Source organism: Rhizobium rhododendri (assembly GCF_007000325.2).
GTDB classification, from domain to species: Bacteria; Pseudomonadota; Alphaproteobacteria; order Rhizobiales; family Rhizobiaceae; genus Rhizobium; species Rhizobium rhododendri.
On sequence record NZ_CP117267.1, the window covers coordinates 440,210 to 463,672 of the forward strand.

At 62.3% G+C, this 23,463-nt stretch carries 22 protein-coding genes; 9 read left to right on the top strand and 13 right to left on the bottom strand.

Annotated elements, in window-relative coordinates; genetic code table 11:
• The first annotated feature begins 1 nt into the window (after position 1).
• Positions 2-2,002 (top strand): methyl-accepting chemotaxis protein, encoded by a 2,001-nt coding sequence (locus PR018_RS02125; protein WP_142824175.1) that lies wholly within the window; start codon positions 2-4, stop codon positions 2,000-2,002.
• Positions 2,003-2,059: 57 nt separating this feature from the next.
• Here the strand turns inward: PR018_RS02125 and PR018_RS02130 are convergent, their stop codons facing one another.
• Positions 2,060-2,950 carry an AraC family transcriptional regulator gene (locus tag PR018_RS02130; protein ID WP_142824176.1) on the bottom strand — a complete coding sequence of 297 codons (891 nt, stop codon included), beginning with the start codon at positions 2,948-2,950 and terminating at the stop codon, positions 2,060-2,062.
• 167 nt (positions 2,951-3,117) lie between these two features.
• On the opposite strand from PR018_RS02130, the gene PR018_RS02135 reads away from it, so the two are divergent.
• Positions 3,118-3,849 (top strand): SDR family oxidoreductase, encoded by a 732-nt coding sequence (locus PR018_RS02135; RefSeq protein WP_142824177.1) that lies wholly within the window; start codon positions 3,118-3,120, stop codon positions 3,847-3,849.
• Entirely contained in the window at positions 3,846-4,121 is a 276-nt protein-coding gene (locus PR018_RS02140) for an Atu4866 domain-containing protein (RefSeq protein WP_142824178.1), read from the top strand. The genes PR018_RS02135 and PR018_RS02140 overlap by 4 nt, the downstream gene beginning before the upstream one ends.
• Before the next feature lie 21 nt (positions 4,122-4,142).
• Here the strand turns inward: PR018_RS02140 and dxs are convergent, their stop codons facing one another.
• The 4 genes from dxs to PR018_RS02160 form a co-directional block, all read right to left on the bottom strand.
• Positions 4,143-6,059: a 1-deoxy-D-xylulose-5-phosphate synthase gene (gene dxs / locus PR018_RS02145; RefSeq protein ID WP_142824179.1), complete on the bottom strand. Its 1,917-nt coding sequence runs from the start codon at positions 6,057-6,059 to the stop codon at positions 4,143-4,145.
• A 122-nt stretch (positions 6,060-6,181) separates the two neighbouring features.
• Complete coding sequence (locus tag PR018_RS02150) at positions 6,182-7,105, bottom strand: pirin family protein (RefSeq protein ID WP_142824180.1); 924 nt, start codon at positions 7,103-7,105, stop codon at positions 6,182-6,184.
• Between the two features lie 169 nt (positions 7,106-7,274).
• Positions 7,275-7,526, bottom strand: coding sequence for an exodeoxyribonuclease VII small subunit (locus PR018_RS02155; RefSeq protein WP_111217733.1), 252 nt, complete (start codon positions 7,524-7,526; stop codon positions 7,275-7,277).
• 2 nt (positions 7,527-7,528) lie between these two features.
• Positions 7,529-8,473 carry a histone deacetylase family protein gene (locus PR018_RS02160; protein WP_142824181.1) on the bottom strand — a complete coding sequence of 315 codons (945 nt, stop codon included), beginning with the start codon at positions 8,471-8,473 and terminating at the stop codon, positions 7,529-7,531.
• A gap of 164 nt (positions 8,474-8,637) precedes the next feature.
• Here PR018_RS02160 and PR018_RS02165 point away from each other — a divergent pair, with 164 nt between their 5' ends.
• Positions 8,638-9,039, top strand: a complete 402-nt coding sequence (locus tag PR018_RS02165; protein WP_142824182.1) for an acyl-CoA thioesterase — start codon at positions 8,638-8,640, stop codon at positions 9,037-9,039.
• Here PR018_RS02165 and PR018_RS02170 read toward each other — a convergent pair whose 3' ends face one another.
• Genes PR018_RS02170 through PR018_RS02180 form a run of 3 tightly spaced genes read right to left on the bottom strand, consistent with a single transcriptional unit; the run spans position 9,040 to position 10,912 of the window.
• Complete coding sequence (locus PR018_RS02170; protein ID WP_142824183.1) at positions 9,040-9,603, bottom strand: biotin transporter BioY; 564 nt, start codon at positions 9,601-9,603, stop codon at positions 9,040-9,042.
• Positions 9,604-9,632: 29 nt separating this feature from the next.
• On the bottom strand, positions 9,633-10,235 hold the full coding sequence (locus tag PR018_RS02175; RefSeq protein ID WP_142824184.1) for an energy-coupling factor transporter transmembrane component T family protein: 603 nt from the start codon (positions 10,233-10,235) through the stop codon (positions 9,633-9,635).
• A complete protein-coding gene (locus PR018_RS02180; protein WP_142824185.1) occupies positions 10,235-10,912 on the bottom strand; it encodes an energy-coupling factor ABC transporter ATP-binding protein in 678 nt (225 codons plus the stop codon). Before PR018_RS02180 ends, PR018_RS02175 begins: the two co-directional genes overlap by 1 nt.
• Before the next feature lie 109 nt (positions 10,913-11,021).
• On the opposite strand from PR018_RS02180, the gene PR018_RS02185 reads away from it, so the two are divergent.
• Positions 11,022-12,212, top strand: coding sequence for a winged helix-turn-helix domain-containing protein (locus PR018_RS02185; protein ID WP_142824186.1), 1,191 nt, complete (start codon positions 11,022-11,024; stop codon positions 12,210-12,212).
• Positions 12,213-12,281: 69 nt separating this feature from the next.
• Here PR018_RS02185 and ribB read toward each other — a convergent pair whose 3' ends face one another.
• Together ribB and aroC are read right to left on the bottom strand one after the other, a co-directional pair.
• Positions 12,282-13,382 (bottom strand): 3,4-dihydroxy-2-butanone-4-phosphate synthase, encoded by a 1,101-nt coding sequence (gene ribB, locus PR018_RS02190; RefSeq protein WP_142824187.1) that lies wholly within the window; start codon positions 13,380-13,382, stop codon positions 12,282-12,284.
• Positions 13,383-13,392: 10 nt separating this feature from the next.
• Positions 13,393-14,490, bottom strand: coding sequence for a chorismate synthase (gene aroC / locus PR018_RS02195; protein WP_142824188.1), 1,098 nt, complete (start codon positions 14,488-14,490; stop codon positions 13,393-13,395).
• Positions 14,491-14,927: 437 nt separating this feature from the next.
• Between aroC and PR018_RS02200 the strand changes: the two genes are divergently transcribed.
• The gene (locus PR018_RS02200) at positions 14,928-15,185 is read left to right on the top strand and encodes a DUF1344 domain-containing protein (RefSeq protein WP_142824189.1); all 258 of its coding nucleotides are present in this window, start codon (positions 14,928-14,930) and stop codon (positions 15,183-15,185) included.
• 16 nt (positions 15,186-15,201) lie between these two features.
• Here PR018_RS02200 and PR018_RS02205 read toward each other — a convergent pair whose 3' ends face one another.
• The 3 genes from PR018_RS02205 to PR018_RS02215 form a co-directional block, all read right to left on the bottom strand.
• Entirely contained in the window at positions 15,202-15,795 is a 594-nt protein-coding gene (locus PR018_RS02205; protein WP_142824190.1) for a histidine phosphatase family protein, read from the bottom strand.
• A gap of 20 nt (positions 15,796-15,815) precedes the next feature.
• Positions 15,816-16,634 (bottom strand): enoyl-ACP reductase FabI, encoded by an 819-nt coding sequence (gene fabI, locus PR018_RS02210; RefSeq protein ID WP_142824191.1) that lies wholly within the window; start codon positions 16,632-16,634, stop codon positions 15,816-15,818.
• Positions 16,635-16,755: 121 nt separating this feature from the next.
• Positions 16,756-17,940 carry a DnaJ C-terminal domain-containing protein gene (locus PR018_RS02215; RefSeq protein ID WP_142824192.1) on the bottom strand — a complete coding sequence of 395 codons (1,185 nt, stop codon included), beginning with the start codon at positions 17,938-17,940 and terminating at the stop codon, positions 16,756-16,758.
• Positions 17,941-18,246: 306 nt separating this feature from the next.
• On the opposite strand from PR018_RS02215, the gene PR018_RS02220 reads away from it, so the two are divergent.
• The 3 genes from PR018_RS02220 to PR018_RS02230 all read left to right on the top strand — a co-directional run bounded on the left by PR018_RS02220 (position 18,247) and on the right by PR018_RS02230 (position 23,458).
• Positions 18,247-19,251: an ornithine cyclodeaminase family protein gene (locus tag PR018_RS02220; RefSeq protein WP_142824193.1), complete on the top strand. Its 1,005-nt coding sequence runs from the start codon at positions 18,247-18,249 to the stop codon at positions 19,249-19,251.
• A gap of 13 nt (positions 19,252-19,264) precedes the next feature.
• Positions 19,265-20,809, top strand: a complete 1,545-nt coding sequence (locus PR018_RS02225) for an HAL/PAL/TAL family ammonia-lyase (RefSeq protein ID WP_142824194.1) — start codon at positions 19,265-19,267, stop codon at positions 20,807-20,809.
• A gap of 90 nt (positions 20,810-20,899) precedes the next feature.
• On the top strand, positions 20,900-23,458 hold the full coding sequence (locus PR018_RS02230) for a DUF1217 domain-containing protein (protein ID WP_142824195.1): 2,559 nt from the start codon (positions 20,900-20,902) through the stop codon (positions 23,456-23,458).
• Positions 23,459-23,463: the final 5 nt, after the last annotated feature.

Sequence of the window (23,463 nt, forward strand, 5' to 3'; positions counted from 1 at the left end):
GATGTCTGCTAAAAATCTTTCTCTGAATGGCAAGCTGGCGATTACGTTCGTCGCGCTCATTCTGCTTTTCGTTTCCGTCTCGGCCTTCGTCTATTCGAAGGCACGCGTCTCGGCGGCAGCCGCCACCGAACAGGCGCAGTCACAGAAATTCGTCAACCTCGTCGATGACTCCCTGCAGGCCATGCTGGAGCAGGCGGTCAATCTGCGCGGCTTCCTGCTGTTCCGCAGCAACAGCACCTATGGCGATCTCTTCGCCAACCGCGACCGCATGCTGAAGAGCATCACGGCTGCAAAGGACGTCGCCGGCGGCCATGCCGATATGCAACAGGCCCTCGATACCATGCAGAAGACGGCCGATCTCTATTTCCACCAGCTGGCCGAGCCACAGGCGAAGGCCCGCAAGGAAACCGAGATGCCGGTCGACCAGATCGTCAAGATCGGTGTCAATGAAGCCAAGGGCCAGCTGGACGGTTTCCGCGATGCCGCAGCCAAGGTCAAGCAGATCGCCCGCAGCCAGGCCGATGTGCTGGCCGCGACGCAGGCCAAAGCCAACAGCGACCTGAGCTGGACGCTCATCCTCGGCGGTATCGTTGCTTCGCTCGCTGCCGCCATCCTCGCCTTTCTCCTGTCGCGCACCATCGTCAAGCCCATCGTTGGCATGACAGCGGCCATGGGTCGGCTGGCCGGCGGCGACAACAACGTCGAGGTTCCTGGCTCGGGACGCGGCGACGAGGTCGGCCGCATGGCCGAAGCCGTGCTGGTGTTCAAGGACGCCGCAATCGAGAAACTGCGTCTTGCCGGTGAAACCGAGCGCATGCGCAGCGACGCCGAGCGACGCCGCCACATGGACGACGACCAGAAGGCCCGCGAAGAGGCAGAACTGCGTTTCGCCATGGACGCGCTGGCCGCCGGCCTGTCGACATTGGCAAGCGGCGATGTCGCTGCCCGCCTCGAGCAGGTCTTCGCCCCGCAATTCGACAGCGTCCGCATCGACTTCAACAATGCCGCTGAAAAGCTCGACGTGACGCTGCAGTCCGTCGGCGACAATGCCTCGGCCATCAGTGCCGGTGCCGACGAGATCCGTACTGCCGCCGACGATCTTGCGCGCCGTACCGAACAGCAGGCAGCATCGGTGGAGGAAACGGCCGCAGCCCTCGAGCAGGTGGTGACAACCGTGCGCGACTCCGCCAAGCGCGCCGAAGACGTCGGTCATCTCGTCGAGCGCGCCCGCCTTGGCGCCGAGCGCTCCGGCGACGTCGTCCGCAAGGCGGTTTCGGCGATGCACGAGATCGAAAAATCATCGGGCGAAATCAGCAACATCATCAGCGTCATCGATGACATTGCCTTCCAGACCAACCTTCTGGCTCTCAACGCCGGTGTCGAAGCTGCGCGTGCCGGCGAGGCGGGCAAAGGCTTTGCCGTCGTCGCCCAGGAAGTCCGCGAACTCGCCCAGCGCTCGGCAAAAGCTGCCAAGGAGATCAAGGCGCTGATCAACACGTCGGGTACGCAGGTCAATGCCGGCGTGGCGCTCGTCGGTGAAACCGGCAAGGCACTGGAGGCGATCGTTTCCGAGGTCCGCGAGATCAACCAGAACATCGCCGCGATCGTCATCTCGACCCGCGAACAGTCGACCGGCCTTCAGGAGATCAACCTCGCCGTCAACGCCATGGACCAGGGCACCCAGCAGAACGCGGCCATGGTCGAGGAGCAGACGGCTGCAAGCCATTCGCTCGCAAGCGAAGCCAGCGCCCTCGACGACCTCCTCCGCCAGTTCAGGCTAAGCAAGGGCCGCCACCCACAGATATCGAAGCCCGCCGCCTTCGCTCCGAAGCCTGCGACGGCGCCCAGGCCCGCTGCGTCCAGAATTAGCGCCGCCACAGACCGCACCCGCGCGGTAACCTCGCCGGCACGAGCCCTTGGGCAGACGCTCGCGAAAGCCCTCAGCGGCGGCAAGCCATCCACCGCCAGCGCCCCGGCTCAGGAAAACTGGGAAGAATTCTGAGAACTGGCTGATAAATCCGAGTTCAACGAAAAGGGCGGTGCAGCAGCATCGCCCTTTCTAGTTTGGCGCGGCGGGTGTGGCGGTGCTACGCATCCGTGCCACGTCGCGCCGGGGCGTCTCCCGGTGGGTGCGGCGATAATCGCGGCTGAATTGGGAAGGGCTGTCGTAGCCCACCCGAAAGCCAGCTTCGGCCGCTGTCAGTCCTTCGATCATCATCAGCCGCCGTGCCTCCTGAAGACGGATCTGCGTCCGGAACTGCAGCGGGCTCATCTCCGTCGTCGTTCGAAAATGCTCGTAGAATGACGACGGGCTCATGCCGGCGATATTGGCGAGATCCTGGATTGCAAACGGTGCTTGAAAGTTCCGGCAGATATAGTCGATGGCGCGGCCGATCTGGTTGAGGCGGCTTTCGCCATTGGCAATCTGCCGCAGCATGGCGCCCTGCGGCCCGCCGAGCAGGCGATAGAGGATTTCCCGTTCGACGAGCGGTGCCAGCGCCGCCGCATCCTCCGGTTCGTCCAGCAGCATCAGCATCCGCGCAACAGCATCGATGAGCTTCGGCGTCGTGGCGCTGAGGCGGGCTGCCGGGGCGTTGTCGACGCGCGTGGGTGTTGTCGACACCATCTCCGCGAGAATACCGGCGTCGAACTCGAGCTTGAAGCAGAGATACGGTTCGCAGGCGCTTGCCTCGATCACGGCGCCGATGACGGGCAGGTCGATGCCGACGACCAGATAATGAGCCGCGTCGTAGACAAGACTGGTCTCGCCGATCACGGCCCGCTTGCGACCTTGGGCAACGATGCAGCAGGAGGGCCGATAGAGTGTGTGGACGGGCTCCGTTTCGGCCGAACAGCGGATCAGCCCGACGCGGGGGATGGCGGTATCGTAGCTGCCGTCTTCCGGTGCGTGGCGGTTGATCAATCCTGCGAGTTCGGCAATGGTTTCCATAGTCGCACTATGTCCCGGCGAAAGCTTGTTGCCAAGACCAAGGGGGCGCTTTCGGAGGATCGTGCAAGAAATTCGGAAAAGCTGTCTACCGCCATCTTGGTCTTGAAGTCAGGTTGTGGCCAACAAAGACGGCAATTCCGTCGTCTCTTTGCTGGAAGGACATTTGAATGACAGGCATCAGGGACAAGGTGGTTCTGATCACCGGCGCAAGCAGCGGCATCGGCGCAGCCGTGGCCATCGAACTCGCCGCAGCAGGCGCCCGCGTCGTCATCGGGGCAAGACGCAAGGACCGGCTCGACACGCTGAAGGCAGAGATCGAAGCCAGCGGCGGAACGGTGCTTTTGCAGGCTCTCGATGTCACTAGCCGCAGGGACATGGACGCCTTCGTTGCGGCCGGCATGGAGGCATTCGGTCGTATCGACGTGCTCGTCAACAATGCCGGGATCATGCCGCTGTCGCCGATGGCGTTGCTCAAGGTCGAGGAATGGGACCGCATGATCGATGTCAACATCAAGGGCGTTCTCTATGGCATCGCTGCCGTGCTGCCGATCATGAACCGGCAGGAGACCGGGCAGATCATCAACGTCTCGTCGATCGGTGGACTCGCGGTGTCGCCGACAGCCGCCGTCTATTGCGCCACGAAATATGCCGTCCGCGCTATCTCCGACGGCCTGCGGCAGGAAAACACCAAGCTGCGCGTCACCTGCGTCTATCCGGGCGTTGTCGAGTCGAAACTCGCGGATACGATAACTGACCCAGCCACGGCCGAAGCCATGGTCGCCTATCGCAGCATTGCGTTGAAGCCCGAAGCCATCGCCCGGGCTATTCATCATGTCATCGCCCAGCCCGGGGATGTCGACACGAGCGAGATCGTCGTCCGACCGACGGCCGCAGCATGACGACAGATCCATCACGCAACGATGAGGTCCGGACAATGTCCCATCCCTATGTCGGCTTGTGGATGACTGCCGATGGCCTCATCCGACACCGTCTTCTCCCGGACAACCGCTACGATGAAGCCCGTGGACAGCGCGAAAGCGCCTACCGTGGCCGCTACGAGGTAAGCGGCACCCACATCGAATACTGGGACGATACCGGCTTCACGGCCGATGGCGATTTCATCGACGGCGTGTTGCACCACGCCGGGATGGTTCTCTACCGCGCCGGCTGATCGGAGCGCTTGCCTTCCATATCAGCCGGCGATGCCGGCAATATTCGGGCGTCCGAGCGCCTTGAAGACAGTCTGGACGATGTTGGCGCGGTCGAGACCGGCATAGGCGAGCATCGCCTCGGGCTTGGCCTGCTCCATCCAGATGTCTGGCATGACGAGCGAGCGGATCTTCAGGCCGATATCGAGCAGGCCGTCTGTAGCGAGGAACTGCAGCACATGGCCTGCAAAGCCGCCGACGGAACCTTCCTCGATGAGGATCAGCACCTCGTGATGGTGGGCCAGCTGGCGGATCAGGTCGTGGTCCAGCGGTTTTGCAAAGCGCGCATCGGCGACCGTCGTCGACAGGCCGGCAGCATCGAGATCCTCGGCGGCCAGCAGGCTGTCGGCCAGCCGCGTCCCAAACGACAGCAGCGCCACCTTCGAGCCCTGCTTGACGATGCGGCCCTTGCCGATCTGGAGGATCTCACCACGCTCCGGCATTTCGATGCCGACACCTTCGCCGCGCGGGTAGCGGAAAGAAATCGGACCGTCGTCATAAGCGGCAGCAGTGCGTACCATATGCTTCAACTCCGCCTCGTCGGACGCGGCCATGACCACGAAGCCGGGCAGAGTGGCAAGGAAAGTGGTGTCGAACGAACCGGCATGGGTCGGCCCGTCGGCGCCGACGAAGCCGGCCCGGTCGATGGGGAAGCGCACCGGAAGCCCCTGGATTGCCACATCGTGCACCACCTGGTCGTAGGCCCGCTGCAAGAAGGTCGAATACAACGCCGCAAACGGTTTGAAGCCTTCGGTGGCAAGACCCGCGGCAAAGGTCACGGCATGCTGCTCGGCGATGCCGACGTCGAAACAGCGCTTCGGAAAGATCTCCGCCAGCTTGTCGAGGCCGGTGCCGTTCGGCATGGCGGCGGTGATGCCGACGATCTTGTCGTCGAGCTTTGCCTCCTGGACGAGGGCGTCGGCAAAGACGCTGGTATAGCTCGGTGCGTTCGGCTTCACCTTGGCCTGCGTCCCGGTGATCACGTCGAACTTGTTGACGCCGTGATACTTGTCGGCGGCAGCTTCGGCCGGCGCATAGCCCTTGCCCTTCTGTGTCACGACGTGGATCAACACCGGCCCTTGAGCATTATCGCGGACATTGCGCAGCACCGGCAGCAAGTGCTCGAACGAATGCCCGTCGATAGGGCCGATGTGATAGAAACCCATCTCCTCGAACATCGTGCCGCCCGTTACATATCCGCGCGCATGCTCGACGGCGCGGGTGATAGCGCGGTCGACGTTCTTGCCGAGATACGCAGTCAGCTTCTTGCCGATTTCCCGCATGCCCATATACGTCCGGCCAGATGCCAACCGCGCCAGATAGGCACTCATGGCGCCCGTCGGTGGCGCGATCGACATGTCGTTGTCGTTGAGGATGACGATCAGCCGTGCGTCCAGCGCGCCGGCATTGTTCAGCGCCTCATAGGCCATGCCGGCAGACATTGCGCCATCGCCGATGATGGCGATCACCTTGCGGGCGGTGTTGTCCAGTTCGGCTGCCACCGCCATGCCGAGACCGGCCGAGATCGACGTTGAGGAATGGGCCGCGCCGAAGGGATCGTATTCGCTCTCCGCCCGGCGGGTAAAGCCGGACAACCCGCCTTCCTGGCGCAGTGTACGGATGCGGTCGCGGCGCCCGGTGAGGATCTTGTGGGGATAGCACTGGTGGCCGACGTCGAAGATCAGCCGGTCGTTCGGCGTATCGAATACCTTGTGGATGGCAATCGTCAGCTCGACAACCCCGAGGCCAGCACCGAGATGGCCGCCGGTGCGCGACACGGCATCGATCATCTCGTCGCGCACTTCACGCGCAAGCTGCGGCATGTCTCGGTCTTCCAGCTTGCGAAGGTCGGCGGGAAAGTCGACCTGATCCAGCAGCGGCGTCTTGGGCGATGATGTCACAGGCTGGAGCCTCTTCTTATGTTCTTGGACGGGCGGCCCGCCATACCCGAAAATAGATCGTTGCGAAAGAAGCCGTTTCAAGGGGCTGCGGCAAGTTGGTCCCCTTCGGCCTGCGGGGCGAGTTAGCCTTCCGGCAGCGGAATGAATTCTTCCTCGTCGCCAGGGACGATATCGAAGCGGCCGGTGCGCCACTCTTCCTTCGCCTGTTCGATGCGCTCCTTCGAGGACGATACGAAATTCCACCAGATATAGCGTTTCGAACTGAGTGCCGCACCCCCGAAAAGCATCAGGTGGCAGCCTTTTTCGGCAGCCGTCAGCGTGATCGCGTCGCCTGGGCGAAAGACCAGCAGCTGATCCGCCTCGAAACGGTCGCCAGCCACCATCAGCGCGCCCGACAGAACATAGACGGCGCGTTCCTCGTGGTCGGCGCCAAAGGGAAACGAACGGCCGGGCTCGAGTGCCAGGTCGACATAAAGCGTGTCGGAAAACACCTTCACCCGCGATGCCAGGCCGTCGAAGTTGCCGATGATCACCCGCCCGGAGGCGCCGTCGCCGTCGATGACAGGCATGGCGCTTTTGTCGGTGTGCGAAAAGGATGGGTCGATCTCCTCCTTGTCCTCAGGCAAGGCAAGCCAGGTCTGCACGCCCGAGATCGACAGCGGATGGCCGCGCAGGTTGTCGGGCGTCCGCTCGGAGTGAACGATGCCACGGCCTGCTGTCATCAGGTTGAGATCGCCCGGCCGGACGATCTTCTCGGTGCCAAGGCTGTCGAGATGGCGGATCTCGCCGTCGAACAGGTAGGTGACCGTGGACAGCCCGATATGGGGATGCGGCCGGACATCCATCGCCTGATCTCCCCGCAGCACCGCCGGTCCCATCCGGTCGAAGAAGATGAACGGCCCGACCAGCCGGCGCCGGCTCGTCGGCAGAGCCCGCCGCACGGAAAAACCGCCGATATCGGCGGTCCGCGGAATGATCAGCTGCTCAATGGCATCGGAGGCACGGGCATCGCCGGGAAGAGGGTCTTTGCCGGGGAAAAAGGACATCGGAATCTCCTGTCGGTGACGGCAGATTACCCGCTCATCCGTTGCGCGCCCAGCAGAACTTTGCCGCACGCAGCGCGCCTGTCGTATAAGGCAACGGTCCGCCCCGCCGACAGATCTGCAAATTGCAGCACTGGATCGGTGGATGCCGGTTCGCATGCCGTCGGAGGCCTTACTGGCTGTCCAGCGGCTCCACGCCGACAGGCTTGCCGGCTCGGTCCAGGCGGATCTTTTCGATGCGGTTTTCGGCGGCGGAGAGCAGCGCTTCGCAATGCTTCTTCAGGGCTTCGCCGCGCTCGTAGATCTCGATGGATTCGTTCAGCGCCACGTCGCCGCGTTCCAGCCGCGCGACAATGCTTTCGAGTTCGGCAACAGCCTTTTCGAACGAGTAGTCGGACACATCCGGCTTGGCACTGTCAGTCATCGTCAACCCTTCATCATACGCAGAATATGCAGGCCCGCCGATTCGGCCAGCCCCTCCAGATCATATCCGCCTTCGAGCAGGCTGACGACCCGGTTCTTGGCGCTCTTGTCGGCCATTTCGAGAACGCGCCCGGTCGCCCAGTCGAAATCCTCGCCGGTCAGGTTGATCTGCGCCAATGGATCGCGGTGGTGGGCATCGAAGCCGGCCGAGATGATGATCAGGTCCGGCCGGAAGTCGTCGAGCGCTGGCAGCACGCGCGACTTGAACGCCTCGCGGAAATGGTCGCTGCCGCTGTTGGGCGACAGCGGCGCATTGACGATGGTGCCTTTGCCGCCGGTTTCGGTCTTGGCACCGGATCCCGGATAGAGCGGCATCTGGTGCGTCGAGCAGAACAGCACGGACGGATCGTCCCAGAAGATGTCCTGCGTGCCGTTGCCGTGGTGCACGTCCCAGTCGACGATGGCAACGCGTTCGGCGCCGTAGGTCCGCTGCGCATGGCGGGCGGCAATGGCGGCATTGTTGAAGAAGCAGAAGCCCATCGCCTTGTTCTTCTCGGCGTGGTGGCCGGGCGGCCGCGAGGCGACGAAGACATTGTCCGCAGCCCCGGTAAACACGTCGTCCACCGCAGCCATCGCCCCGCCGACACCGGTCAGCGCCGCCTGCAGGCTTTTCGGGCTGGCGTAGGTGTCCGCTTCAAGCTGGTTGATCTGCCCTTCGCCGTCCTCGGCGTCTGGGATCGAGCGCATCACAAATTCCAGGTGCTCTTCCGGGTGGGCGAGCAGGATGGCGTCCTCGTTGGCCTGCGGCGCATCGCGCCGTTCCAGCCGGGCGAAATTGGGATGCTCCAGGGCGATATTGATCGACCGCAGCCTGTCGGATCTCTCCGGATGGCCATCGGGCGTGATATGCTCCAGGAAAATCGGATGTTCGTAAAGACGCGTGCTCATGCGGTCAGCCTAACTATGAAACATCTCACCTAGCACGGCAGATGGGAGCGATCACCACAATGTCAACAAATGCGCTTAACCAAGAGGAGGCAAGGCCCGTTTACTTTCGGCCGAGCCGGTGCTTAAGCTTTCATTAAGGACAGCGTGTCCGTCAAGGTTGTGTAATGAGTAGAGCCCAGCGAGCAGACATCACCGAAATGCGCGTTCCACCGCGCGATGTCGACAGGTTCGGCCAGATGTTCATCGCCTCCTACATTTCGGAGGCGGAAACCGCGCTGTCGAACTTCTGGCGTGAACGGCCCGAAGTCAGCGACGAGCCGATATACATCCCGACCCGCGCCTCCTGCTCCCTGCACCGGGGGCTCAGATACGACGAGTTTGCCCGCTTCTCTGTGACCGTCAACAAGATCGGCGGCAAGTCGGTCGGCTTCATGGTGATGGTCGAGGCGGGCAACGAACTGGCAGCCGAAGTGGAGATCCTCTGGCTGGCCGTGCGTGGCGAGGAGCACGAGCCGTCGCCGCTGCCGGAAGACACCCGCGACTGGCTCTACAAATATCTCGACTGATCAGTTCCGCTGCGGCAGCAGCGGGTAGCCGGCCATGACCGCGCGGCCGACCAGCGCTGCGACGACCGCCTTGACGATATCGCCGGGCACGAAGGCCAGCGACCCGAAGAAGGCCTTGCTGAAGCCGATATTGGCGGCGATGGCGAGATAGGCGATGCCGAAGGCATAGAGCACGACCACGCCGCCGGCGACGGAGGCGATGAAGAAGCCGATGCCCTGTGCGATGCCCGACTGCTCAGCCTTAACCAGCCGCTCGGAGAGCATGCCGGTCACGAACGCCGCAAAAATCCATCCGACGAGGAAGCCCGCCGTCGGTGCCACGAAGACCGCCAGGCCTCCACGCCCGCCGGACAGCACCGGCAGGCCGATGGCGACCAGCAGCACGACGATCAGCGCGGCGATTGCCCCGCGTTTGGCCCCGAGCACGACGCCGGCCATCATGACGCCCAACGACTGCGCGGTGATCGGTACCGGAATGACGCCGAGCGAGATCGGCGGCAAAAGTCCGAGCGCCACGATGATCGCTGCGAAAAGGGCGGAGAGGACGAGGTCGCGGGTACTCATGGGGGGCTCCAAAATCAACTGTTACTTTTTCAATGCCGCCGAATGCCGCGCGCGTCAATCGCTGCGGCGATGGCGTCTGCATCCCGCAGCGTCAGAATGATCAGCGGCACCAGCGTCGTCCGCACCCGGATCGTAAGCCCGCGCGCCTGATGCGCCTCCCGGATCGCCGCATAGCGGCCGACGATCTCAGGCACGAAGCGGACCACGAGGCCGACCGCAAGACCGATATCGGCAGCCTTCACCAGTCCTGTCCGTTCAAGTGGCATCGCCGCCCAGGTTATTTCGTCCATGAAGTCGGCAATGGTGGTAGTCGCCGTCACCGTGGCGGCAAACAGCGTCAGCGTTACCAACCTGAGGACGGTGACCAGGGCCTGATCCCACGGATTGAATAGCAGGCTGAACAGGCTGACGAAGGCAATGGTCAGCAGCACCGGCCGCAAGCGCTGCAGCGCCTCCTTCCAGCCCAATCCGCAGGTAAAATAGAGAAACGCCCCTGCCAGCAGCGCCACGCCCAGCACGCCGGGGTTACCGGTCGCAAACAATGCGATACCGAGCAGCGCCATGACAATGAGCTTCAGCCTTGCGGAGAGGCGATGCATCCAGCTATCGGCATCGACATAAAGCGATTGCATCAGCGGGCGATCTCCCGGTAGAGCGCAATGCTGTCGCCGGGTGATCCTTCGGCGACGAGCCGTCCCTTGTCGAACAGCAGCACGCGCTCGAAATTCTCGATCAATTCGAGGTCGTGGCTGATGACGATGACGTTTTCAGGCAGTTCGCCGATCATTCTCTCGACCCGTCCCCGGTTGCGAAGATCGAGCTGGTTGGTCGGCTCGTCGAGGATCAGGATGTCGGGGCCGGTGACCAGCACCGAGCAAAGCGCCGCCAGCTGCAGTTCGCCGCCGGAAAGCTCGTGGGCGCGCCGGTCGGCCAGGTGCCGGGCGTCGAGGCGGTCGAGTACGGCATCGACGGCAGCCGCAATCTCCGGCTTGCCGAGCCCGCGATTTTTGAGGCCTAGCGCGATATCGTCACGCACGACTGGCAGGATGATCTGGTTCTGCGGCGACTGGAAGATGAAGCCCACCTTGCCAAGCACCGCCTTGGCATCGGCGACGGTATCGAGCCCATCGACCACCACGCGGCCCGTCGTCGGCTTGGCGAGCCCGTTTATCATCCGGGCGAAACTGCTCTTGCCGGAGCCATTGAGGCCGATAATGCCGACGCGCCGCTCGATCAGCGTCACGCTGAAAGGCTGAAGCGCGACCTGCTGGCCGAACCGCAGTCCCGCCTGCTCGAAGCGAATATCCAATGTAGGCCCTCGTGAAACGGAGACGCTGTCCTATAGCCGGTAAATGCGGGGTGGCAAATATAGAAGGCGGACGTTTGATATGGCGTCGATAAAGGGCCATCCTCTCCGCATGACGATTCTGATTTCAAACAGCGACGCCCGCCGCGTCTTCCTGGCCCGTCAGGGGCTGGCGACGCCACCCAACCGCGCGCTCGACAAAGCCGGGCTGCTGCAACTGATCAAGGACATCGGCTTCGTCCAGGTCGACAGCATCGGCACGGTCGAGCGGGCACATCACCAGATCCTGTTTTCCCGCAACCAGACCTATCGCCGCGAGCACCTGACGGAGCTTTTGGAAAAGGACGGTGCACTGTTCGAGCACTGGACGCACGACGCCTCGATCCTGCCGAGCGATTTCTTTGTCTACTGGAAGCACAAGTTTCGCCGCGAGGACGCCGCGATCATCGAGCGTTGGCGCAAGTGGCGGGGCGAGGGGTTCGAGGCCGCGTTCGAGGAGACCTATGAGCGTGTCGCCAATGGCGGCGCGATCATGGCGCGCGAGATCAAGGCGGACGGCCATGTCTCGGGCGGCTGGTGGAACTGGCATCCGAACAAGACGGCGCTGGAATATCACTGGCGCACCGGGAAGTTCGCAATCGCTGGCCGCCGCAATTTCCAGAAGATCTACGATCTCGTCGAGCGCGTCATCCCCGCCGAATTCCTGGCTGGAGAGGTCGACCACGAGGCCTTCGTCGACTGGGCCTGTCGCAGCGCGCTGCAGCGCCTCGGCTTTGCCACGTCAGGCGAGATTGCCGCCTTCTGGAACCTGCTGACGCCCCAGGAGGTCAAGACATGGGTCGATGCCCACGGCCAGGAACTCTGCGAGGTGCTGATCGAACCGGCGCTCGGCGGCAAGCCGCGTCCATCCTTTGCGTTTGCCGGTTTCGAGGAGACCATCGATCACCATCCGGATCCCCCGGCCCGCCTGCGCGTGCTCAGCCCCTTCGATCCGGCGCTTCGCGACCGTGATCGCACGCAGCGGCTGTTCGGTTTCTTCTATCGTATCGAGATCTTCGTACCGGAGGCCAAGCGGGAATATGGCTACTACGTCTTTCCGCTGCTCGAAGGCGACCGGCTGATCGGCCGCATCGACATGAAGGCCGACCGCAAGGCCGGTACCCTCGAGGTCAGGCGCCTATGGCTCGAGCAAGGCGTGCGCGCCTCCAGCGGCAGGCTCGAAAAGCTTAGCGCAGAACTCGAGCGCATCGCCCGGTTTACCGGCGTCGAGCGCGTGGTGCTGCTCGACGGCTGGCGCGGGTGACGCTATCCGTCCCTGTCTCGCTCATAAGCCAGGGCGCGCAGAAGCGCGCCGCACTGTTGTCGAGTGGCCTCAGCAGATCTCGGTTTGGGCGATCTTGATGCCGAAACCTTCGAGCCCGACATAGTGGCGCGAGCGCGTCGTCAGCAGCTTGATCGAGGTGACGCCAAGATCTTTCAGGATCTGCGCGCCCAGTCCGATTTCCAGCCATTCGCTGTCGCGGGTCTGGGCTTCGGCATGGGCCTCGCGATCTTGACGTGCCTTGCGGCCATTGTCGTGGTGACCGACGCCGACGGAGCCTTCGCGCAGGTAGACGATGATGCCGCGGCCCTCGTCAGCGATCTTCTTCATATAGTGCTCGACCGGGCGGCCCTTGCCGAAGACGTCGCTGGCGACGTTTTCCGGGTGCAGGCGCACGGGCACATCGACGCCGTCCCGGATATCGCCGAAGACGACGGCGAGATGCTGCATGGTATCCCATGGCAGCGAATAGGTATGGGCGCGGGCCTTGCCGAAGGCGGTCTCGATATCGAAGCTCGAGCCGAGTTCGATAAGCGTTTCCTTGCGCTGGCGATAAGCGATGAGGTCGGCGACCGAGATCGACTTGAAGCCGTGGGTTTCGGCAAAGGCCGAGACTTGCGGGCCACGCATCACGGTGCCGTCGTCGTTGACGAGTTCGCTGATGACGCCGATTGGGGGCAAGTTCGCCAGCCGGCAGAGATCGACGGCAGCTTCCGTATGGCCGGAGCGCATCAGCACGCCGCCTTCGCGGGCGATCAGCGGGAAGATGTGGCCGGGGCGGACGAAATCTCCGGGGCCAACATTGGGGTTTGCGAGGTTGCGCACCGTTAGGTTGCGGTCATCGGCGGAGATCCCCGTCGTCGTGCCGTGTTTGAAATCGACGGACACGGTGAAGGCGGTAGTGTGGGCCGAGTCGTTTTCCGCCACCATGGCATTGAGGTTCAGCCGCTTGGCTTCCTCGCGCGGCATCGGCGTGCAGACGATACCGGAGGTGTGACGGACGATGAAGGCCATCTTTTCCGGCGTGCAGTGGACAGCCGCCACGATCAGGTCGCCTTCGTTCTCGCGGTCGTCGTCATCCATGACGACGACGATCTCGCCGGCTTCGAAAGCTCTGATGGCATCGACGACGCGCTTCTGGTCGTAGGGCATGGAAACGTCCTTATGTCAGCCGGCCGGTCTGGCCTCGGTCTCTCAGATAATGATCGGCGATTGCACAGGCAACCATCGCCTCGCCGATCGGCACTGCGCGGATACCGACGCAAGGGTCATGGCGGCCCTTGGTGCGCAGGTCGACATTGCGTCCGTCCTTGTCGATTGTCTGGCGTTCGGTGAGGATCGACGAGGTCGGCTTGATGGCGAAGCGGGCAATCAGCGGCTCGCCTGTCGAAATGCCGCCAAGTACGCCGCCGGCGTGGTTGGACAGGAAGATCCGCTTACCGTCGTTGCCCATGCGCATCTCGTCGGCGTTCTCCTCGCCGCTCAGTTCAGCCGCGGCAAAGCCATTGCCGATCTCGACGCCCTTGACGGCGTTGATCGACATCAGCAGCGAGGCGACATCCTGGTCGAGCTTGCCGTAGATCGGTGCGCCGAGGCCGGCCGGAACGCCTTCGGCGATGACCTCGACGACGGCGCCGATAGAAGAGCCGGCCTTACGGATGCTGTCGAGATAATCTTCCCAGACGGGCACGATCTTGGGGTCGGGCGCAAAGAACGGATTTTGGTCGACCTGTGCCCAGTCCCAGTTGTCCCGGTTGATCTTGTGCTTGCCGATCTGCACCAAGGCTGCGCGAACGGTGACGCCGGGCACCACAAGCCGGGCAATGCCGCCGGCTGCAACCCTGGCTGCCGTCTCGCGGGCAGAAGAGCGACCGCCGCCGCGATAGTCGCGGATGCCGTATTTCAGGTCGTAGGTATAGTCGGCATGGCCGGGCCGATACTGGTTGGCGATCTCGCCATAATCCTTGGAGCGCTGGTCGGTGTTCTCGATCAGCATCGAGATCGGCGTGCCGGTCGTCGTCATGGTGACACCGTCATCGTCCAGCATCACGCCGGAGAGCACCTTGACGATGTCGTCCTCGCGCCGCTGGGTCACGAACCGCGACTGGCCGGGCTTGCGCTTGTCCATCCAGACCTGCAGTTCGGCCAGCGTGAACCGCAGCCCAGGAGGGCAGCCGTCAACCACGCAGCCGAGCGAGGGGCCGTGGCTTTCACCCCAGGTGGTAACGCGGAACAGATGACCAAACGTATTATGCGACATGGGGAACGACCGGCTTGCCTTTGGGCCTGCCTGTCGGTGCGACGGGCGCGGCTTGATCTTCGAATTGCGGCACACTCTTAGGACAAAATCAGGCCGAGGCAAAAGGCTTTCTTTGCCGGAGAACTGTTGGAGAAACACAATTGCGAACACTTGCGGACGGGCGCGCCACGCTCCGCGGCGATGCCATCATCGCGGCAAGCCGGGCGCTGCAATCATAGTTTGAAGTGCCATGGCCGGGACCGATTACGAAATGGGCTTACCCGCCGTCGTTTGACCTTTGTCGACAAAGCCTGTCCCTGGTTAATCCGAACTTAATGAAACGCTTAAAGATGATTCATCATTAAGGCGGTAAAAGCCTTTGTTACGAGCAACTTCAGCCATATTCGGAAGGCTATTGGTCAACATCAGAACGACCGAATTTGGAAGAGGTTGGTAAAATGCGATTCTTTGTTGCCACATTATTGGCCACAGCCAGCTTTCTTGCGCCGGTTGCAGGCTTTGCCGAAAGCGCCGACGTCGAGGGGATCATCCGGAAGGTCGATCTGAAGAATCGCAGCCTGACGCTGGACGACGGCAAGACCTACCAGGCCCCGCCCAGTTTCGACTTCAACGGGCTAGAGGTCGGGCTCAAGGTCATCGTCTTCTATACTGAAGTCGACGGCAGGCGCGTTATCAACGATCTGGATATCGTCTAAGCGGCAGGCGGCAGGATCAGTCGATCCAGCCGATAGTCCTGTCCTGCAGTTCTATCCTCAGGATCTTGTCCTGGGGGATCTCGCCCTCGGCCGCTTCTTCCTTGGGTATCTCGGCGACGAGGCGGAACAGCGAGCGGATGACGCCGCCATGGGCGACGCAGACGGTCGGTTTGTCGACCGATTGCAGCCACGAGCCGACCCGCCATGACAGGATCTCGTAGCTCTCGGCATTTTCGCCCGGCGGGATGAAGTCCCACTTGCCGCTATTGCGCTCGACAAGTCGCTCGGGCTGGGTGATTTTCAGTTCCTTGAGGGTGGAGCCTTCCCAGGCGCCGAACGACACCTCGACCAGCCGCTCGTCCGTGCGATAGTCCTCGGGCGGGAGCCCCATTGCCGCACGAGCGATTTCCATCGTTGCCCTCGTCCGGGCAAGCGGGCTTGCAACATAGTCGAAATTCAACGCTTCATCACCGAGCAGGGCAGCCAGCGTCAAACCGTTGACGCGGGCCTGCTCGCGGCCAATATCGTTGAGATCGATGTCGCGCTGGCCCTGAAGCCGGCGCTCGGCGTTCCAGTCCGTCTGGCCGTGGCGGATGACGTAAAGCGTCAAAAATGCATTCCTGTCTGAAATCAGTCCTTGATGACGGAAATATCCGGCGCATCGACGGCCTTCATGCCGACGACATGATATCCGCTGTCGGCGTGATGGATTTCGCCGGTGACGGAACGCGACAGGTCGGAAAGCAGGTAGAGACCGACGTCGCCGACTTCCTCGATGGTCACGGTGCGACGCAGCGGTGCGTTATACTCGTTCCACTTGAGGATATAGCGGAAGTCGCCGATGCCAGACGCGGCCAGCGTCTTGATCGGGCCGGCCGAGATAGCATTGACGCGGATGTTCTTCGGTCCGAGATCGACGGCCAGGTATTTGACGCTGGCTTCGAGTGCGGCCTTGGCAACGCCCATGACGTTGTAGTTCGGCATGACCTTCTCCGCACCGTAATAGGTGAGGGTCAGCATGGCGCCGCCATCGGTCATCAGCTTTTCAGCGCGACGGGCAATCGAGGTGAACGAAAACACCGAAATCTGCATGGTCTTGGCAAAATTGTCGGCAGACGTATCGACGTAGCGGCCGGTCAGCTCGTCCTTGTCGGAAAAGCCGATAGCGTGCACCACGAAATCGATCTTGCCCCAGAGCTTCTCGACATTGTCGAACACGGCGTCAATGGTGGCTTCGTCGGAAACATCGCAATGGCCAGCCAGATGACCGCCGATTTCGGCTGCCAGCGGCTCGACACGCTTCTTCAGCGCATCGCCCTGATAGGTTAAAGCAACCTCGCCGCCCTGCGCATGGATTGCCTTGGCAATTCCCCATGCGATAGAGCGGTTGTTTGCCACGCCAAAGATGACGCCGCGTTTGCCTGCCATCAGGCCTGTTGCTTGAGCCATAGTCTGCTCCCTTGAACTTCAATCGACCCTGCCTATGGCATAGGCGGTTCGAGGGTTCAAGCTAGGCTAGCATCATCAACTGTTAGGGAACGTAATAAAGGGTGCTCGCGCTACCGAAATGCTACAGAAACAATCCATCCTTCATGCTGCGCATCAAATCCGTCATCTTGTGATCGGGTTTTTCCCAAAGCATAAGCCGCAATTCGACCACCAGATCTCCCTTGCCGCCTTCGTCATTTGCAAGGCCTTCGCCCGGAATGCGGATCGTATGGTCTGAGCCGGACCATGGGGGCACGCTGACGGCGAGCCTGCCACGCGGTCCCTCGATCGAGGTTTCCCATCCGAGTACTGCATTTTCGATCGTCACGGGCAGGGTGGTGTGCAGATCGAAGCCCTTGACGCTGAACCGCTCGTGCGGTTCGAGATGCACGGTAACCGCCACGTCGCCACGCAGCATGCCTTGCAGCTTCAGCCCTTGCCCCTTGAGGTGGACGACCTGGCCGTCGCTCATGCCGGCAACCGCCTGGAACCGCACTTCCTTGCCGTCGGCAAGCGGTACGGTGATCCACTGCGCCTTGATGATGTCGTCGAGCGTGATGCGGGCTTCGGCGGCAATCTCGGGGGCTTTTTCCTGAATGGGGGGAGCAGCGCCGGTGATGCGCCGGACGAGCGATGTCAGCATGCCGAAAGGCGGGAGGGCGATGATGGCGGCAAGGGTGCTTGTCGCAACCGCCGGCTCGACCTCGGGGGCTGCAGGCTCGGCAGCCTCCGACTCGGGAGCATCCGCCGCCTTCTGTGCCATTGCCGGCTTTTCCGTCTGGGCTGCAGCGCGGGCGCCAAAAATGCGTTCGACCATGTCCTCGGCTGTTTCCGGGGCAGCGGTTCCATCGGGTGCCGCAGAAGGCGAGGCGGAGGGCGAGGGGGCGGCAGAGGCTGCGGCCGCCGCTGCTTTCTGGGCCTTCTGGGCGTTGGCCCGCTCCAGCTCTTCCATCAGCCGTTCGGCTTTGGCACGCGCCACCTTGGCGCGTTCTTCGGCTTCGCGCGCCGCCTGGCGCTGCTGCATGATGGTCGGACCGTTGCCCTTGGCTGCTGACGACATATTTATCACCTGATCGTAGCGGCTGCGTTTCTTCGGATCCTTCAGGGTCTCGTAGGCACGGCCGACCTCGGCGAACCGGGCCGTCGCCGTCGGGTCGTCGCGGTTGTGATCCGGATGGATGGCCTTGGCCATGGACCGCCAGGCTGCCTTGATCTCGTCCACGTCGGCGTCCTGTCTGACGCCCAAAGTTTTGTAAGGATCACGCATGTGTTCGATCGCCGCTTTTTTGCTGGTACGCCATGTCGAACATGCCGTTCCCACTTCACTGACGCCTCGGTCGGTCCCGCCGAAGCGGAATCCGTGGCGTATATATTGTGATCCTGCGGGACAGTTGCTAATCAGGTGTTACGGTAGGCGTCTGGTGGCCTGCGATCTCCGGCAATGGTTATTCATTCACTAAAAATTGGGGTAATATCAGACCGGACTGTTAAGGATGCGGCGCTGGATTTGCCGATTTGACGCATTCGGCGCCTCCAGCGCCCCGGTCCGGTCAATTCTCGAGCAGGACGGCCTATGCAGGAAATCTGGATCGACTATCTCAACGCCGTGGACGTCAAGGCTCTGGCGCTCACCAACGACGATATCCTCGATGCCGTCTCCAAAGCCCTGGATGCACAGGGGCGAGGCGAAACCGTCATCGAACCGCGCGTCCATCTGGTGCCGGAAAGCTCCGACAAGGGGCACTTCAATGTGCTGCGCGGCTACGTGAAGGCGCTCGACTATGCCGGCGTCAAGGTGGTCGGAGATTTCGTCGACAACTACAAGGTCGGCCTTCCCTCGGAGATGGCAGTGCTCAACCTCTTCGATCCGCAGACCGGCGTGCCCAAGGCCATCCTCGATGCCACCGCCATCACCGACATGCGCACTGGCGCGGTGACTGCCATCGGCGCGCGGCACCTGGCCCGAAAGGACAGCAAGATCCTCGGCCACATCGGCGCCCGCGGGACATCCTACTGGAACGTCCGTCTGCTGGACCACATCTTCGATTTCGACGAAATCCGCATCCATTCCCGCCGCCCGGAAAGCCGCGATGCTTTTGCCGCGCGTCTCGAGCAGGATCTCTGCAAGAAGATCGTCGTCACTGAAACCTGGGAAGACTGTCTGAGGGGTGCCGACATCATGATCGAGGCAAGCCGGCTGCCGGAACCGACGCCGCTGTTCAAGACCTCCTGGGTCAAGAAGGGCGCTTTCGTCGTGCCCTATGGTACGATGAGTGCGCTGGAGTTTGATCTCACCGACATCATGGACAAGGTCGTCGTCGACGACTGGGGCCAGTGCGGTCCCGGCCGCCCCTATGGCGCACTCCGCCGCCATGTCGACGAGGGCAAGGTGACGGCGGAAAACCTGCATGCCGAAATCGGCGAGATCGTCTGCGGCGCAAAGCCCGGCCGCGAGAGCGACGACGAAACCATCCTCTTCTGGCATCGCGGCCTGTCGACCACGGACATTGCGCTGGGGGCTGCCATGGTCGACAAGGCAAAGCGGCTTGGCATCGGCCAGCGGCTGCGCTTTGCCTGAGGATCCAGAAGACATGAAAGTTGGCAAAGGCGCGGCAGGCGTGTTGCTCGACCGCAGCGGCGGCAGTGTCGAGGCCGTCTGCGCCATCGCCCGTCGGGAGGCCACGGTCTCGGTCGACAGCGACGCCATCTCCGGCATCGATGCCGCCTATGCCTGCCTCGTGCGCCACGCCGCGCAAGGCGAAGCCATTTACGGTGTCAGCACCGGCCTTGGCGCCGCCGTCGATACGCGCATCGATCCGGCGGAAGGCTCCGGCCAGTCGGCCATAGCGCGCCCAAGGGCGGTCGGCGTCGGCCGGTTCGCGGAGGTCGCGGAAGTCCGGGCGATGATGGCGAGCCGGCTTGCCCGCTTCTGCCTCGGCTATTCCGGCGTCTCGTCTCCTGTCGCCCTGACGCTCGCCGAAATGCTCAACCGGGGAATCCATCCCCGCGTGCCGATGACCGGCTCCATCGGCGAGGCGGATCTCGCGCCGCTCGCCCATATCGCCTTGACGATGACGGGAGAGGGTGTCGTCCTCTCCGGAGAGGGCAAGCTCCAGTCGGGCGCCGAGGCCTTTGCGTCGGCTGGTTTGGACCTGCCCGTCTTCGGCATCAAGGACGGCCTGTCGCTGATTTCCTCGAATGCTGCATCTGTCGGGCTCGCCTGCCTGCTGCTCGAAGACATCGGCTACGTCTTCGATGCCCATGTCGGTGCAGTGGCGCTGTCGTTCGAGGGGTTCCGGGCCAGCATCGATCCGCTCCATCCCCTTTCCGACCGTCTGCGACCGGGCCCCTGCCAAGGCGAGGTGGCCGCTGCGATCCGGGCGCTGCTCGAGGGCGGCGATCTCGTGGCCGGCAAGGGCGCGAGGCGGCTGCAGGACCCCCTCAGCCTGCGCTGCGCACCTGCCGTCTCGGGCACGGCGCTGCATGCCTTCCGGGCCGCCGTCGCCGCTACCGAACTCGAACTTCGCTCCAGCGACGATAATCCGTCGGTCATCGCCGATCAGGATATCGTGCTGCCGACCGGCAATTTCGATCCGACCCACATGGTTCTCGCCTTCGATACGCTGGGCCTCGCACTTGCGCGTCTGGCGGCGATGGCGGCGGAGCGGATGATGAAGTTGCTGTCGCCCGGTTTCTCGGACCTGCCGCGCTTTCTCGCCCCGGCGCAATCTGGCGCCAATGGCTTTGGCGCGCTGCAAAAGACCATCGCCGCGCTGACGGCGGAAATCGGCCATCTCGCCATGCCGATGCCGTTCGTGGTGACGCCGGTGGCCGACCGCGTCGAAGACTATGCCTCGATGTCGATGTCGGTCATCGACAAGACGAGGCAACTGGTGGCGAAGTGGCGCTATATGACCGCCATAGAGCTGATCGTCGCCGCCCGTGCCGTCGATCTCAGGGAAGGCATCGTGCTTGGACACGGCGCGCAATCCCTGTTTGAAAACATTCGCGCCATCGTGCCCCCGCTCGTCGCGGATCGCTCCTCGAGTGACGATATCCATGCGCTCGCCGACGCCATAGAGACGGCCCGGCTTCTTCCGCCACAGGCCCCAGGCAACGCCACAGCTCAGTTATAAAAGAAACGCCGCCGTAAAGTCTCGGGTAAGCTTACGCTGCTACAATAGAAATCCTATTCGATCTGACGCAAGCTGTGGGGCCACGCGATCATGACATCGACCTATCAGAGCTTTACGCTCGATACCCGTAATATGACGTCGACGTTGTCGCGAGTGTCCTCGCAGACGACGACCAAGCGCGATATCGACTATTACAATGCCCACATCGGCAATGTGAAGACGCTCGACGATCTCATGGGCGACTACCAGCTCTACAGCTACGCCATGAAAGCCTATGGCCTGGAAGACTTCACCTATGCCAAGGGCTTCATGAAGAAGGTCTTCTCCAGCGACCTCAGCGATGCCACCAGCTTTGCCAACCGCCTGAACGATCCGAAATACAAGCAGATTGCCGCCGCCTTCAACTTCGGTGCATCCGGCACGCCGACGGCGCAGACGGCTGCGACCTCGACGAAGATGTTCGGGGCAGCTGCCACCAAGACGACCGACGCTTCGATCGGCCTCTACCAGCAGTCCTTTGCCACGGAAGAGGCAGCGGCGAAGACCGAGACGGACTATTACGATGCCAATATTGGCTCCGTCAAAACAGTCGACGACTTACTGAAAAACACCCGCCTCAGGGATTACGTGCTGAAGGGCTACGGCATCGATCCGACGAACGTCTCGAACAGCTTCCTGAAGTCGATGCTGACCAGCGACCTCAGCGATCCCGCCAGCTTCGTTAACGTCAACGGCAGCGCGGCTGGCAAGGCGATTACGGCACAGTTCAATTTCAATGCCGACGGCACCATCTCCACCACGACAGCCGACGCGGACAAGGCCTATTACGAAGCCAACATCGGTGCGGTGAAGTCGGCGACCGATTTCGTCTCCGACCGTCGGCTTTTCGACTATGCCAAGGCAGCCTTCGGCGTCCCCTCGAAAGTCACGGACGTGCAGTTCGCCGCATCGGTGGCCGACGCTGCCACGGCGGAACGATACGGCCTGACCTCGACACTGGCGCAATTCAACTTCCAGGCGGATGGAAAGGTGGCCGATGGTGCTGTGATCCAGACCGCCGACCAGATCAGCACGACATCCGCAAACTATGTTGCCCAGTATAAAAGCCAGGCCCAGACCCTCGGCCAGCGCTCGGCAGTCATGGACGCCTATAACGACACGGTGCCCACCTTCGTTACCGGCGCCGCTGCAGCCGACGATGCCGCATACTACAAGGCAAACATCGGTTCGGTGACGTCTGTCGAGGAACTGACCCACAACAAGCGGCTCTTCGACTATGTCAAGATCGCCTACAATCTGGAGGGGCTCGACGGGCAGGCGAATGAAAATACGCTGCGCTATGACTTCGAGACGGCCATGGAAGACCCGACCTATGCCAAGCTGATCGGCTTTTCCGATGTGGTCGCGCAGTTCAACTTCCAGTCCGATGGCACCGTGGCATCGGGCACGCAGGCCCAGACGGCCGCCCAGCTCGCGGCTGCGACAAAATCCTACACCACCAACTACAAGGCGGAACAGGCGGCCACCACCGTCGATGCCGTGGCCAACTACAAGACCCGCATCGCGGCCGTGAAGACCATCGACCAGTTCTTTGCGAGCAACGCCACCGCCGACAAGAGCAAGGCAAACGACAATCTCCCCGAACTCTACCAGATGGCGTTGCGCTCCTATGGTATCGGCGAGACTGAGATCTCCAAGGGCCAGATGAAGAAGATCATGGAGAGCGATCCCTATGATCCGAAAAGCTACGTCAACACCCTGAAGGACGACCGTTTCGTCAATCTGGCAAAAGCGTTCAATTTCGACAGCGAGGGCAAACTGAAGCTGCCGGTCACGGCTCTCTCGACCACGCAGATCAACGCCTACATCTCGGAATATTCCAAGGACAGCAAACGCGGACTGACCGGCCCCGCTCTCACCAAGGCGGTCGCCCAGATCAAGACCGACGCCACCTATTTCGCGACCAAGATGGCCGATGTCACCAACCTGTCCGACTTCCTGAAGGACAGCAAGCTGACGAACTTCGTGCTGACGGCCAACGGCCTCGATCCGAAGAAGATCACCGCCGACACGCTGAAAAAGGCATTCACCTCGGATCCCGCCAAGGCCAACAGCTTCATCAACACTGCGGCGGGGGCGCAATTGAAGCCCATCGTCGACGCGTTCAACTTCGGCATCGACGGCAAGCTCGTGGACACCAAGCTCGGCTCGGCGCAGAACAAGGGCGCCCTGGATTCGACGAACGACCTCTACCTTCACCAGACCCTGGAAAAGCAGGAGGGCGAAACCAATGACGGCATCCGGCTTGCGCTCTATTTCCAGCGCCAGGCGCCTGCCATCAATTCCGTTTACGACATCATGGCCGACAGCGCGCTGTATTCAGTGATCACCACCACCTACAGCCTGCCCAGTGCCATTTCGTCGATGGATGTCGACGCGCAGGCAAAGCTACTGAAAAAGTTCATTAATATCGACGACCTGCACGACACAAAAAAGCTGAACAAGCTGCTGCAGCGCTTCTCGGTGGAATACGACCTGAAGAATAACAACACCGGATCGTCGTCGGCGCTCTCCATCCTGCAGCCCTCCGGATCCTTCGGCGTCAGCGCCGACACGTTGCTGTCGATCGCCCAGCTTAAGCGCGGTTAGTTTTA